Origin of the sequence: Breoghania sp. JC706, from assembly GCF_037026715.1 — a bacterium.
Lineage (GTDB): Bacteria > Pseudomonadota > Alphaproteobacteria > Rhizobiales > Stappiaceae > Breoghania.
In genome coordinates this window covers 124,570-137,394 of record NZ_JBANCG010000008.1, presented here as the reverse complement: position 1 = coordinate 137,394, position 12,825 = coordinate 124,570, and the positions used below count along the sequence as shown (strand labels likewise).

General features: G+C 64.5%; 11 protein-coding genes. 2 read left to right on the top strand and 9 right to left on the bottom strand.

The window, feature by feature from the left end; genetic code table 11:
- Positions 1-33 precede the first annotated feature (33 nt).
- The 4 genes from V2L18_RS17565 to V2L18_RS17550 all read right to left on the bottom strand — a co-directional run bounded on the left by V2L18_RS17565 (position 34) and on the right by V2L18_RS17550 (position 4,353).
- A complete protein-coding gene (locus V2L18_RS17565; protein ID WP_336179602.1) occupies positions 34-807 on the bottom strand; it encodes an IclR family transcriptional regulator in 774 nt (257 codons plus the stop codon).
- Positions 808-1,351: 544 nt separating this feature from the next.
- Positions 1,352-2,674 (bottom strand): TRAP transporter large permease, encoded by a 1,323-nt coding sequence (locus tag V2L18_RS17560; RefSeq protein ID WP_336179601.1) that lies wholly within the window; start codon positions 2,672-2,674, stop codon positions 1,352-1,354.
- A 70-nt stretch (positions 2,675-2,744) separates the two neighbouring features.
- Complete coding sequence (locus V2L18_RS17555; RefSeq protein WP_336179600.1) at positions 2,745-3,293, bottom strand: TRAP transporter small permease; 549 nt, start codon at positions 3,291-3,293, stop codon at positions 2,745-2,747.
- Between the two features lie 10 nt (positions 3,294-3,303).
- On the bottom strand, positions 3,304-4,353 hold the full coding sequence (locus tag V2L18_RS17550) for a TRAP transporter substrate-binding protein (protein ID WP_336179599.1): 1,050 nt from the start codon (positions 4,351-4,353) through the stop codon (positions 3,304-3,306).
- A gap of 374 nt (positions 4,354-4,727) precedes the next feature.
- Here V2L18_RS17550 and V2L18_RS17545 point away from each other — a divergent pair, with 374 nt between their 5' ends.
- Positions 4,728-5,870 carry an alpha-hydroxy acid oxidase gene (locus V2L18_RS17545; protein ID WP_336179598.1) on the top strand — a complete coding sequence of 381 codons (1,143 nt, stop codon included), beginning with the start codon at positions 4,728-4,730 and terminating at the stop codon, positions 5,868-5,870.
- A 20-nt stretch (positions 5,871-5,890) separates the two neighbouring features.
- On the opposite strand, the gene V2L18_RS17540 is transcribed toward V2L18_RS17545, so the two are convergent.
- Complete coding sequence (locus V2L18_RS17540; protein ID WP_336179597.1) at positions 5,891-6,940, bottom strand: dipeptidase; 1,050 nt, start codon at positions 6,938-6,940, stop codon at positions 5,891-5,893.
- A 377-nt stretch (positions 6,941-7,317) separates the two neighbouring features.
- On the opposite strand from V2L18_RS17540, the gene V2L18_RS17535 reads away from it, so the two are divergent.
- Positions 7,318-7,992: a hemolysin III family protein gene (locus V2L18_RS17535; protein WP_336179596.1), complete on the top strand. Its 675-nt coding sequence runs from the start codon at positions 7,318-7,320 to the stop codon at positions 7,990-7,992.
- Positions 7,993-8,630: 638 nt separating this feature from the next.
- Here V2L18_RS17535 and cbbX read toward each other — a convergent pair.
- From cbbX to fba, 4 genes are all read right to left on the bottom strand, one after another.
- Positions 8,631-9,578, bottom strand: a complete 948-nt coding sequence (cbbX, locus tag V2L18_RS17530) for a CbbX protein (protein ID WP_336179595.1) — start codon at positions 9,576-9,578, stop codon at positions 8,631-8,633.
- A gap of 228 nt (positions 9,579-9,806) precedes the next feature.
- On the bottom strand, positions 9,807-10,196 hold the full coding sequence (locus V2L18_RS17525; RefSeq protein WP_336179594.1) for a ribulose bisphosphate carboxylase small subunit: 390 nt from the start codon (positions 10,194-10,196) through the stop codon (positions 9,807-9,809).
- A gap of 14 nt (positions 10,197-10,210) precedes the next feature.
- Complete coding sequence (locus V2L18_RS17520; protein ID WP_336179593.1) at positions 10,211-11,671, bottom strand: form I ribulose bisphosphate carboxylase large subunit; 1,461 nt, start codon at positions 11,669-11,671, stop codon at positions 10,211-10,213.
- A gap of 30 nt (positions 11,672-11,701) precedes the next feature.
- Entirely contained in the window at positions 11,702-12,781 is a 1,080-nt protein-coding gene (fba, locus tag V2L18_RS17515; protein ID WP_336179592.1) for a class II fructose-bisphosphate aldolase, read from the bottom strand.
- Between the last annotated feature and the right edge of the window lie 44 nt (positions 12,782-12,825).

Genomic DNA, 12,825 nt, shown 5'->3' with positions numbered 1-12,825 from the left:
TCCCCTCCTGATGGCCGCTGGCCGCACGTGCGTTCAGCGCGGCAACGCGTTCGCGCCGTAAAGCGCATCGACGAGCCGCGATGCCGCCTGCTTCAGCGCCGCATGCGCCGCCTCCAGCGCCCTGTTGTCGATCCGCGAGGCCGGACCGTAGACGGAAAGCCCGGTGATCATCCGCCCGTCGCGGCCCAGGACCGGCACGGCGATGGTGCGCAGGCCTTCCTCGCGCTCGCCGTCATTGATGGCGTAGCCCTGTTCGCGCACGGTCGCGATCTCGCGCTCCAGCCTCGGGCGCTCGGTGATGGTGCGCCCGGTCAGGCCCTTCAGCGGCATCTGGTCGAGAACCCGGGCGAGCGTCTTGTCGTCGAGGCTGGCGAGCCAGATCTTTCCCTGCGAGGTGCAATGCGCTTCCAGCCGCATGCCGGGCCTCAGATCGACAAACAGATGCCGCTTTGGCTTGGTGGTGGCGAGGCAGACGACGCTGCCGCCCTCGAAGACGGAGGCCATGGCGCTTTCGTTCAGCGTTTCCGCCACCCAGTCGAGAACCGGCTGCGCGGTCTCGGCCAGCGCCTGGTGAGACGTCACGCGGCGGGCGAGATCGACGAAGAGATGGCCGAGCCGGTAGGTGCCGCGGCTGACCGGCACCAGCGCGCCGACCGCTTCCAGCGAATGCAGGAAACGGTGAGCGGTGACATTGTTGAGCGAAAGCGCGCGCGCCACGTCGCCCGCCGTCAGGTGCGGCCGGCTTTCGGAAAACAGATCCAGAATCGCGAAGGCGCGCGCGACTGAATTGTTGTGCTGAACGGCCACGTCTCCTCCCGCGGCGCAGGTTCTCCCGACCTGCCCCTTATTCTCTTTGTGCCGCTCCGGTCTTTTCCACCCGGCAGCACTGTCATCTCTTTGAATTCTAAGTGACGTCCGCAGGTTGTCAAACTTTTAATGAAGTATATATTTCAATATTTGAAATACTAATCGAGGAAGGGCGGATCGTTTCATGGGTCGCCAGAGCATGATTGCAGGTCTTTCTGCAGTCGGCCCTTCCTTTGAGACGCTCGCTTGTGCGGTTTCAACTTCTCACGCTCATGATCCTCCGCCGTCATTGCCCGGTGACGTCCGGGCAATCCACCGCGAGCCGCAGCACTTAGGGCACGCGCTGGATCACCCGGACTTCGCCGGGTGATGACGATGGAGGGGTATGAAGGCGCATAGAATCCGAGGCGAAGAACCGGTTACCATTTTCAGGCCAGACTCTGAGGAGGCCTGAAAGGCCGTTTCGAAGGATTGGCCGCTTGGCTTTCCGCCAGACGATGAACAGCTCCGGTCCCGGTCCTCCTGATAGCCGTGTCCTGCGCGATCAGCTCAAAAGCCGCGGCAGGAACAGGATGATCGCCGGAAAGCTGACCAGCAGCGCGACGCGGACAAGTTCGGTCAGGAAGAACGGAAACACGCCCTTGAACGTCTGGCTCATCGGAACGTCGGTGGCGATGGCGTTGATGATGAAGACGTTGAGCCCCACCGGCGGCGTGATCAGTCCCAGTTCCACGACCACCAGCGCGATCACGCCGAACCAGATCTTCAGGGATTCCTCGTCCATCCCGAAATCGAGCCCCACCAGAACGGGCCAGAAGAAGGGGATCGCGAGCAGGATCATCGACAGGCTGTCCATCAGGCAGCCGAGGATGATGAGCGCCAGCAACAGAAGAAGCAGGATCACGTAAGGGTGCAGGCCGCTCGACAGCATCGCGTCGGCCGCCGCCTGGGGAACGCCGCCGCGGGCGAGGAAGATCTTCAGGAGTTCCGCGCCGAGCAGGATCAGATAGATCATGCCGGTGGTCTTGGCGGTGTCGAGCAGCGCGCCGATGAAGGTCGCGCCGCTCATGCGTCCGCGCGCGAGACCGTAAAGCGCGACGAGGAACGCACCGACGGCCGCCGCCGGCGTCGGGTTGAAGGCGCCCGCATAGATGCCGCCGATGACCAGGCCGAAGATCACCAGCACGGGCAGGACGGCAACGGTCGCGTTTCGTCGCTGCTGCGCGGTGAGGGGATCGCCCACGGGGCCGGCTTCGGGGCGGAACCAGCAATAGATGGAGATGGTGATCATGAACATCACCATCGCCAGAAGACCCGGAATGAGGGACGCCATGAACATGGTGACGATGTTCGCCTCCACGATGATGGCATAGATAACCAGCACCACCGAGGGCGGGATCAGGATGCCCAGCGTGCCGCCGGCCGCCAGCGTTCCGGTGGCGAGCGAGGGGGCGTAGTTGAGCCTCCTCAGTTCCGGCAGCGCCACCTGTCCCATGGTGGAGGCGGTGGCGAGCGAGGAGCCGCACACGGCGCCGAAACCGGCACAGGCCGCCACCGCCGCCATGGCCACCCCGCCGCGGAACCGGCCGAGCCAGGCGTTGGCGGCGTTGAAGAGATCGCGCGAGAGCCCGATCCGCGAGGCGAAGTTGCCCATCAGCACGAACATCGGCACGACCGACACGTCGTAGATGGAGAACTGCGCGTAGGCGAGGTCCTTCAGCTGGTAAAGGACGATCTGGGGTCCTGACAGGATCGCGGCGCCGCCGAGGCCGACGACGATCATGGAATAGGCGATGGGAACCCGGATGACGATGAGCGCCAGAAGGACGCCCAGGCCGCCCAGTCCGATGACGAGACTGCTATCCATCGTGTTTCTGGAGCCTTCTTTGGGCCAGTAGCTCGGGGCCTGGAATTGGAGAGCGCGTCGGGGCGGCGCCCTAGAGCGACTGCGGGGCGGGGTGTGCGAGGCCCTGAACGGCCTCAATGAGGGTGATCAGCGAGGCGACCGCGAGCAGCGCGAGCGAGAACAGGATCGCCGGGAAGACCGACCAGATCGGCACTTCGAGGATGGGCGTCACCTCGTTGTACTGGCGGTAATATTCCATGCCGTCGTACATGGTGGTGAGCAGCAGCAGCGCGAATGCGCCGGCGATCAGCGACGAGACGAGCTTGAAGCCGTCGACAAGCCGCGGCGAGGCCCAGGCGGTGAAGATGTCCACCGTCACGTTGGCACCGGTCAGCTGACAGAACGGCAGGAAAGAGAAGACGGCCACGGCAACGCCGAGTTCCACCAGCTCGAAGTCCCCCGGAAACGGCTTGTCGAAGAGAAAACCCGAAATCACGCTCGCCGTGGTCATCAGAACGAGCGCGATGATCAGGAAGCCGCCGAGGATCGCCCAGGACCGGATGGCCACGCGGGCGAGCCACAGGGGGCTCGCTCCGCTTCGGCCGGAACCGGTGGCACCATTGGTGTCCGGATCTTTCATGATGGTGGCGCTATTTCTCGTTCGAATACTTGGCGATGGTGGCGCGGGCGGTTTCCACCAGCGTGCGGCCGTCGATGCCCTTGGCCTCGACATCCGCGACCCAACGCTCCACGACCGGTTCGAGCTTCTTGCGGAAAGCGTCGATCTGATCCTGGTCGAGTTCGATCACCTCGTTGCCCGCTTCCTTCAGCGCTTCCTCGCCGCCGACTTCGGACTGGGTCCAGACGCGGCCGATTTCCTTTTCGAACTCGACGCCGGAATTGTCGTCGATGGCTTTCTTCAGGTCGTCGGGCAGGGACTCGTACTTCGCCTTGTTCATGGCGATGACGAAGGTCGTCGTGCCGAAGCGGATGCGGCCTTCGCCTTCGGTCTGGTACTTGGTGAGTTCCTGGATCTTCAGCGGGCGGACGATCTCGAAGGGGATCAGCGCGCCGTCGACCACCTTCTTGGAAAGCGCCTGCGGCAGATCCGGCACGGGCATGCCGACCGGATTGGCGCCGAGCGCTTCCAGGATCCAGGCGCCGGTGCGCGAGGGAATGCGCATCTTCTTGCCGACAAGATCCTCCGGCTTGCGCACGGGCGTGTCCACCATGTGGATCGCCTGCCCCGCGTGCACGTGCAGCGCGATCACGTGCATGTTCTTGAACTCTTCGGCCAGCATGCCGTTTTCCAGCATCTCGCGCATGGCGAGGTTGGTGGCCACGAGGTTGTTGGTGTGGATGAAGGGAAGCTCGAAGACCTCCGAGCGGGGGAACTGACCGGCGGTGTAGCCGAGCACGGTCCAGATGATGTCGACGACGCCGTCGCGCACCTGACCCACCAGCTGCGGCGGTTTTCCGCCGAGCGACATCGAGGGATAGATGTCGATCTTGATCCGGCCGCCCGAAGAGTCCTCCACGCGCTTGGCCCAGGGCTCAAGCATCTGGGTCTGGGCGGGCGCCTTCGGCCCCAGCAGATGGTGAAGCTTCAGCGTGACTTCGGCCGCCGTCGAGGCGACGGGCGTCATGGCGGCGCACGCGATCGCAATCGCGCCGGCCACCGCAAGTGAACGGAATTTCATTCGTGTCCTCCCAAGGTCCTCCCGTATCCGACACGCGGCCAGAAACCGCTCGACGCCTCCAACATCGATAGTTATGCCGAATAACAATGCGATCCTGTCACCCGCTTCCCCCAGCGTCAAACACTATTTGCTCCATCGATTTCAACAATTGAAATTAGAGCATCAGATTTCGAGTGCGCACGTTGCTTGATGTCTTTCGCGCAACCCGAGGGGGTGCATGCACTTCCGCGCGGCCATTTCTACAGGTGGATCGAACCTTCGTGAAGGCGTCTCGCCGCCGGCGGCCGGACCGGGCATGATCGCGGGAGGCGGCGCGATTCGAGGTCGCAGAGCCAGTCGCCGGGAGGGCGACATGAGGAGGATGAGCGGTTCCGATGGGACTTGATCGCATACAAACGATCGCAGATCTGCGCAGGCTGGCGAAGCGCCGCGTGCCGCGCATGGCATTCGATTTTCTGGACGGCGGCGCGGGGGAGGGGCTGGCCGTCTGCGAGAACGCGGCCGCCCTGGCGCGGGTGAAGCTCCAGCCGCGCAACCTCAGCGACGCCAGCGTGCGCACGCGATCGGTGGAACTGTTCGGCCTTCGCCGGAGCGGCCCAATCGGTATCGCCCCGGTTGGTTTCGCCAACGTGATCTGGCCGCACACGGACACGATCCTTGCCCGCACGGCGCATGAGGCGGGCGTTCCCTACGTGCTCTCCACCGCGGCCTCGACCAGCATCGAGGACATCGTGAAGGTGGCGCCGGACGCGTGGTTCCAGCTCTATGTCTCAGACAGCGACGAGATCGCCCTCGACATGTTGCGGCGGGCGGGCGAAGCCGGCATCAAGGTCGTCGCCCTGACGATCGACGTGCCGGTGCCGGGCCGGCGATACCGGGACATGCGCAACGGTTTCTCGCTGCCGTTGAAGCCGTCGCTGGCAACCATTCTCGACTTCGCCCTGCGTCCGGCCTGGATCCTGGAAACGTTGCGGCGCGGAACGCCGACCTTCGCCAATTATGTGCCCTACATGAACGAGAACGCGAACGCGGGCACGCTTGCCGCCTTCATGGCGAGCCAGGTTTCGCCGAACCTGTCGCCGGAACGCATCGCCCGTCTGCGCGATGCCTGGCCGGGCACTTTTCTGGTCAAGGGCATTCTCTCCACGCGGGATGCGCTCGATGCGGAGCGGCTCGGCGCCGATGGCCTCATCGTCTCCAACCACGGCGGACGGCAGCTGGAGGCAGCTCCTGCCGCCATCGATTGCCTGCCCGAGGTCGTTCGCGCGATCAACGGCCGGATCCCGGTGATGATGGACAGCGGCATTCGCACCGGGGCGGACATCGTCAAGGCCTATTGCCTTGGGGCCGACTACGTCTTTGCCGGGCGTCCCTTCGTCTTCGGTTCGGCCGCCGCAGGCGAGGCGGGCGCGCGGCGCGCGCTCGACATCCTGAATGCCGAGGTCGACCAGACGCTCGGCCAGATCGGCGCATCCTCCATGGCAGATCTTGACGAAAGCCACGTTCGCCCGAGGTGACGCGAGGCGGGGCTTTCCCCTCAGATGCCGCTGCGTTCCAGCACCGAGATCCAGTTTTCCGATCCGATGCGGCGCAGCAGCGGCTCGTCGTAGCCGGCCGTTCTCAACGCTTCGAAGAGCCGCGGCAGGCCGGCGGCGTCGCCGATGGCGCGCGGGACGAGGCAACCGTCGAAGTCCGATCCGATCGCGACGCCCTCCGGCCCGAGCCTTTCGACGAGATGATCGACGTGCCGGACCATCGTTTCCAGCGGCGTGTCGGAATTGAACGCGCCGTCGTGGCGCAGGAAGGCGACGTGGAAATTGAGCCCGACCACGCCGCCGCTTTCGGCGATGGCGTCGAGCTGGCGGTCGGTCAGATTGCGGGAGGAGGGGGCGACCGCGTGCGCGTTGGAATGGGTTGCGACGAGCGGTTTCGTCGTGACGCGCGCGACGTCCCAGAAGCCCTTCTCGTTGAGGTGGGAAAGATCGACGAGAATGCCGAGCCTGTCGCAGGCGCGCACCAGCTCCACGCCGGCCTCCGTCAGCCCGTCTCCGATGTCTGGAGAGGCCGGGCATCGCATGGGGACGCCGACGCCGAAGATGTTGGCGCGGCTCCAGACGGGCCCAAGCGAGCGCAGGCCTCGCCCGTGCAGGTCTTCCAGCGCAGCGAAGTCGCGATCGATCGCCTCGGCACCTTCGATGTGCAGCAGCATCGCGATGCGCCGCGCCGCCATGGCCTCGCGGATTTCCGTGCTCGACCGACAGATCGCGACGGCTTCCGGCCTCTCCGCTTCCATCGCTGCGGCCCGCGCCATCAGCCGGTTCGTCATGGCGAGCGCGCCGGCCTGGTCGACAGGGCCGAAATTCGCCGGGTCGCCGGGTGTGTAATCCTGCGCCGGCGCAATGCGCGAGGGCACGAACATGGCGAAGAAGCCACCGGCAAAGGAGCCCGCGCGGGCGCGCGGCAGGTCGATATGGCCGTTGGCGCCACGCTCGAAGAAGGAACGTTCCTTGTCGGTGGCCGCGTCGAGTTCCAGCCGCAACAGGGTGTCGTTATGGCCGTCGAAGACGGCAATCGGAGGCGTGGTCATGGGCGTTCCCGATGGTTCCGGCGCGCGCGGGACGGGTGGCTAGATAGGCGGCAAGATGGGCGGCGGGCGCGAATGCTACACCATGTCCGCGATTTTCCCCAAGCCGCGCACTTCGAAAATTCGTCAGGTTTTTCCGTCACCTGCAACGCGAGGCCGGATCCTCGCTGAGGGATTTTCGACGCGAAGATGTCCAAATTCAATGACATATTAAGCGAAGCCGGGAGATCCGGAAGCGCAGCGCGCGGGGCGTGCGGGAGGGGAACCGCCCGTGTGGTCTTCGGGTTGACGAAAGCCCCCGATGGCGGGCTTTGCCTTAACGGAAGTGTCGTGGTTCGCTGTCACAATGACAGTACGCGGTAGCGATATGGAGAGAGCAAGTGACGCATGACTGGGCGCATATCGTTTCATGGCACGAGGATCGCCTGGAACGTATTGCCGACGCCGTTGTCCATTTCATCGGCCTGGCGCTCGCCGTGGGCGGAGCGGTGGTGCTGCTCGTTCATGCCTTCGGCGTGGCGGGGCCGGCGCTCTCCGTTGCCGTCTGTATCTATGTCACCGGTCTGATCGCCGCGCTCACTGCGTCCTCGCTCTACAACATGTGGCCGATCTCGCGGGCGAAGTGGATCCTGCGCCGCTTCGATCATTCAGCCATTTTCCTGCTCATCGCGGCAACCTACACGCCGTTCATCGCACAGATGCCGACGAACGCGATCGCGATTGCGCTGATGGCCTCCGTCTGGGGGCTTGCGGTTGTCGGGATCATCCTCAAGCTCGCTCTGCCGGGCCGGTTCGATCGCGTCGCCGTGGCTGCCTATCTGGCTTTGGGATGGTGCGGCGTGCTGGTCTATCCCATCCTGCGCGAGGCCCTGCCGACCTCGACCCTGTGGCTCATCGCCATCGGCGGCGGGCTCTATTCCTTCGGCGTGCTGTTCTATGCGTGGGAACGGCTGCGCTTTTCCAAGGCGATATGGCACGTCTTCGTGCTCGCGGGCGCGGCCTGCCACTTCGGCGCTGTCTTCGACAGTCTCGAAAAGCTCTCCGCAATGAGCTGAAAGGCCCGGCCCGGCCCGGATAGCCGCGCAAGCATTCGGTGGAGGCTCCAGGAATTTGCTGCCGCGATAAAGCCAGACCGCGGGGAAAATATTCTGAGAAAAAGCCTCTGCAGGTTGCGTTTTCCTCATGGTGCAGATTTGCCCCAAGGGTAGCTTTGACGTAGCCAATTCCCGAAAAGCTTGTTATTCTCCCCAAGGTAAGCAGCGCGGGCGCATATTTCGATTGGGTGCCGATAGCCGGAAGGTCAATGCGGCAGAAATTATTTGATTGGTTATTTTTTTCTCCAGGCAACGCATGGTGCGGGTGGAGACAATTGCATTTTCGGCGTGAGTGATTTGACGCGACTTCGTTGATTTGGTGCCAGCGCAGGACCGGTTCGGGCCGCGGCTCGAGGCGACGGAGCCTAACGTGTCCCTGCTATCGCTCTCCACTCGCGTTCGTTGCCGCCACGCTGCAGGCCGGTGCAGGCCTCACGCTCTTCCTTTCCGGGCAACGGTTCTGTCAGCCGTGACAGTGTCCCCGCAAGGACAGCCCGGTAGCGATGGTGACCGGTCCCGAGGCGGTCACCATCGCTTTTTTTTGCCCGCGAGATCACTGCCCTGCCTGGGCCGGATCGAGTGCTAGCCGCCGGTGCCGGTTATCGGCCTTCCGTCTCATGTGACGTGGATTCCGCGTCGGCGATACGAAAGACACGGCTGACGGCGATGTCCTCGGCCTTGATGGTGCTGAGCGCGTCCGTACCGACAGGGCCTTGCGAGGTCTGGAAGAGGCGGTTCGCCTGCCGCAGACGGGCGCGGTCGAGGGCGTTGCGGATGGAACGGGCGTTGGCGAAGAGCGGCTGGGCGCGGCGCAGTTCGATGTAATGCGCCATCAGCGCGCGCGCTTCCGCATCAAGATGATAGTTCTGTCCCTCCAGCATCGTTTCGGCGATATGCAGAAGCTCGTCGTCGGAATAATCCGGAAAGTCGATGTGGTGGGCGATGCGGGAGCGGAAGCCGGGGTTGGAGGCAAAGAACTTGTCCATCCGGTCGCCGTAGCCGGCGAGGATGACGACGAGGTCGTCGCGCTGGTTCTCCATTACCTGCAGCAGGATCTCGATCGCCTCCTGGCCGTAGTCGCGCTCGTTGTCGGGCCGATAGAGGTAGTAGGCCTCATCGATGAACAGCACACCGCCCATCGCCTTCTTCAGGATTTCCTTGGTCTTGGGCGCGGTGTGGCCGATGTACTGGCCGACGAGATCGTCGCGCGTGACCGAGACGAGGTGACCCTTGCGCACGTAGCCGAGCCGGTGCAGCAGGTCGGCCATGCGCAGTGCCACGGTCGTCTTGCCGGTGCCGGGGTTTCCGGTGAACGACATGTGAAGCGTCGGCGTCTCGTTGGAAAGCCCGAGTTTTTGCCGCGCGCGCTCCACCAGCAGCAGCGCCGCGATCTCGCGGATGCGCTGCTTGACGGGCTTCAGGCCGACGAGCTCGCGATCGAGTTCGTCGAAGATCTCGCTGATCCCGGAGGCCGCGAATTCTTCGGCAAGGTCGACGGTTGCCGGCGGTGTTTCGACCGGGTCCTGAGCGGTGATGGCGTTGGTCATGGTTTCTGGGCCTTTCGGTTCGAGAGGCGCGGGATGATTGAGCGGCGGTCTCACATAAAGAGACCGTGTCATTACCTCTCCCATGGGGAGAGGTCGGCGCGCATGCGCCGGGTGAGGGGATGAGAGCTCTCCGTATCCACGAGAGCCCGATACCCCTCACCCCGACCCTCTCCCCATGGGAGAGGGGGTGGATGCGGTTCATCTCAGCAAACTGGCAACACGCCCCCTCTACCTCATCGCCTTCAGCGTGTAGTCCATCCGCCGGCCCATCACGTCGGTGCGGGTCAGGTCGAGCTTCGGTTCGACCTTCGGCCGGTTGACGATGAACGACATCCGCACCGTCTCGAAGCCGCGGGTGGAATCAAAGGCGTTGAGCCGGATGTAGCTGTCGGGATTGGCCGCGCGGCACTCCTTCAGTTCCATCATCACGCCGGCGGCATCCTTCAGGTCGAACATCGGGTTGCCCCACATCTCCCAATAGGTGTTGCGCGGGTGCGGGTCGTCGGTGAACTCGATGCCGATGGCCCAGCCATTGTCGAGGCAGTATTCGACCTGGGCGACGATCTGGTCGTCGGAGAGGTCCGGGAGAAACGAAAAGCATCCCTGGGTGATACGCATGGTTGTCTCCCTGTTCAGACCGCGACGGCCGGGGTCGGCGCGAAGTCGGAGGTGTCGGTGGAGGTGTAGTTGAAAGTGATCGAGCCCCAGGTATCGAGGGCCGCTTCCAGCGGCTTGCACCACCTGGCGGCGGCGCGCAGGATCTCCGGGCCTTCCGCATCGATGTCGCGGCCCTCGTTGCGGGCCAGAACCATCGCTTCGAGCGCGACGCGGTTTGCGGTGGCGCCCGCCTGGATGCCCATCGGATGGCCGATCGTGCCGCCGCCGAATTGCAGCACCACATCGTCGCCGAAGAGGCTCAGCAACTGGTGCATCTGGCCGGCATGGATGCCGCCCGAGGCGACCGGCATGACCTTCTTCAGATCCGCCCAGTCTTGCTCGAAGAAGACGCCGCGTTCCAGATCGACCTCGTTCCTCGGCTCGCGCAGGACGTTGTAGTAGCCCTGCACGGTCATCGGATCGCCTTCAAGCTTGCCCACAGCCGTGCCCGCGTGAAGATGATCGACACCGGCGAGCCGCAGCCATTTTGCGATGACGCGGAAGGAGATGCCGTGGTTCTTCTGGCGCGTGTAGGTGCCGTGGCCGGCGCGGTGCATGTGCAGGATCATGTCGTTGGCCCGGCACCACTCCGAGATCGACTGGATCGCCGTCCAGCCGACGATCAGATCGACCATGACGATGACCGATCCGAGCTCCTTGGCGAACTCGGCGCGGCGGTACATCTCCTCCATCGTGCCGGCGGTGATGTTGAGATAGTGGCCCTTGACCTCGCCGGTCTCGGCCGCCGCGCGGTTGACGGCTTCCATGCAGTAGAGGAACCGGTCGCGCCAGTGCATGAAGGGCTGCGAGTTGATGTTCTCGTCGTCCTTCATGAAGTCGAGCCCGCCCTTCAGACCCTCGTAGACCACGCGGCCGTAGTTCTTGCCCGAAAGTCCGAGCTTCGGCTTTGTGGTGGCGCCGAGCAGCGGCTTGCCGAACTTGTCGAGACGCTCGCGCTCCACGACGATGCCGGTCGGCGGGCCCTTGTATGTCTTCACGTAGGCCACCGGAAAGCGCATGTCCTCAAGCCGTGCCGCCTTCAGCGGCTTGAACGAGAAGACATTGCCGATGATCGAGGCGGTGAGGTTTGCGACCGAGCCTTCCTCGAACAGGATCAGGTCGTAGGCGACGTAGCAGAAGTACTGGCCGGGCGTGCCGGGCACGGGATCGACCCGGTAGGCCTTGGCGCGGTAGCTGTCGCAGGCGGTCAGCCGGTCGGTCCACACGACCGTCCATGTGGCGGTGGAGCTTTCGCCGGCAACGGCGGCGGCGGCCTCGATCGGATCGACGCCGTCCTGCGGCGTGATGCGGAACAGCGCGATGACGTCGGTGTCCTTGGGCTCGTAGTCGCCGTTCCAGTAGCCCATCTGGGCGTATTTCAGGACGCCGGCCTTGTAGCGTTCCTTGCCGCGGATTTCGGTGGTGGTGCTGTCCATGATCCTTGTCCTTTTCGGTTCGTCCGGCGCCTATGCGGCCGCTGCCTTGGCGACGTGCGGGTCGAGCAGGCCGGCGGCATAGCGCCGGGCCATTTCGCTCATCGGAACGGGTTTGATCTTCGAGGCCTGCCCCGCCGCGCCGAAGCGGGCGAAGCGGTCGATGCAGAGCGCGCGCATCGCGTCCATGGCGGGCTTGAGGAACTTGCGCGGATCGAACTCGGCCGGGTTTTCCCGCGCGATGCGGCGGAACTGGCCGGTCATCGCCATGCGGCAGTCGGTGTCGATGTTGACCTTCCTGACGCCGTGACGGATGCCGCGCTCGATCTCCTCGACCGGCACGCCGAAGGTCTGGGGCATCGCGCCGCCGTGGGCGTTGATGATGTCCTGCAATTCCTGCGGGACCGACGACGAGCCGTGCATGACGAGATGCACGTTCGGAAGCCGCGCGTGGATTTCCTCGATCACGTTCATGGCGAGGATGTCGCCGGTCGGCTTGCGCGTGAACTTGTAGGCCCCGTGCGAGGTGCCGCAGGCGATCGCAAGCGCGTCGACCTTGGTGCGCGCCACGAAATCGACGGCCTGGTCCGGATCGGTGACGAGCTGGTCGTGATCGAGCTTGCCGGTCGCGCCGTGCCCGTCCTCCGCTTCCGCTTCGCCGGTCTCAAGCGAGCCGAGAACGCCGAGCTCGCCTTCCACCGACGCCCCGACCCAATGCGCCATTTCCGCGACGCGAGCGGTGATGGCGACGTTGTAGTCGTAGGAGGCGGGCGTCTTCGCGTCGGCCTCCAGCGAGCCGTCCATCATCACGGAGGTGAAGCCGTGGCGGATGGCGGTGAGGCAGGTCGCCTCGTCGTTGCCGTGGTCCTGGTGCATGCACAGCGGGATCTCGGGATAGATCTCGGTGAGCGCGTCGATCATGCGGGCGAGCATGATGTCGTTGGCGTAGGCGCGCGCGCCACGGGACGCCTGGATGATGACCGGCGCATCGACCGCCCGGGCCGCCTCCATGATCGCCAGCCCTTGCTCCATGTTGTTGATGTTGAACGCGGGAACGCCGTAGCCGTGCTCGGCCGCGTGGTCGAGCAACTGTCTGAGGGTTATGCGTGCCATGGGTTCAGTCCTCCTGATTGCCGGACCCTCTGAAGCGGGCCTCT

Coding starts and splice junctions, on each gene's coding strand:
- V2L18_RS17520 (WP_336179593.1), bottom strand. CDS start 11,671: ATGGACAGCACCACCACCGAAATCCGCGGCAAGGAACGCTACAAGGCC.
- V2L18_RS17560 (WP_336179601.1), bottom strand. CDS start 2,674: ATGGATAGCAGTCTCGTCATCGGACTGGGCGGCCTGGGCGTCCTTCTG.
- cbbX (WP_336179595.1), bottom strand. CDS start 9,578: ATGACCAACGCCATCACCGCTCAGGACCCGGTCGAAACACCGCCGGCA.
- V2L18_RS17550 (WP_336179599.1), bottom strand. CDS start 4,353: ATGAAATTCCGTTCACTTGCGGTGGCCGGCGCGATTGCGATCGCGTGC.
- fba (WP_336179592.1), bottom strand. CDS start 12,781: ATGGCACGCATAACCCTCAGACAGTTGCTCGACCACGCGGCCGAGCAC.
- V2L18_RS17540 (WP_336179597.1), bottom strand. CDS start 6,940: ATGACCACGCCTCCGATTGCCGTCTTCGACGGCCATAACGACACCCTG.
- V2L18_RS17545 (WP_336179598.1), top strand. CDS start 4,728: ATGGGACTTGATCGCATACAAACGATCGCAGATCTGCGCAGGCTGGCG.
- V2L18_RS17525 (WP_336179594.1), bottom strand. CDS start 10,196: ATGCGTATCACCCAGGGATGCTTTTCGTTTCTCCCGGACCTCTCCGAC.
- V2L18_RS17555 (WP_336179600.1), bottom strand. CDS start 3,293: ATGAAAGATCCGGACACCAATGGTGCCACCGGTTCCGGCCGAAGCGGA.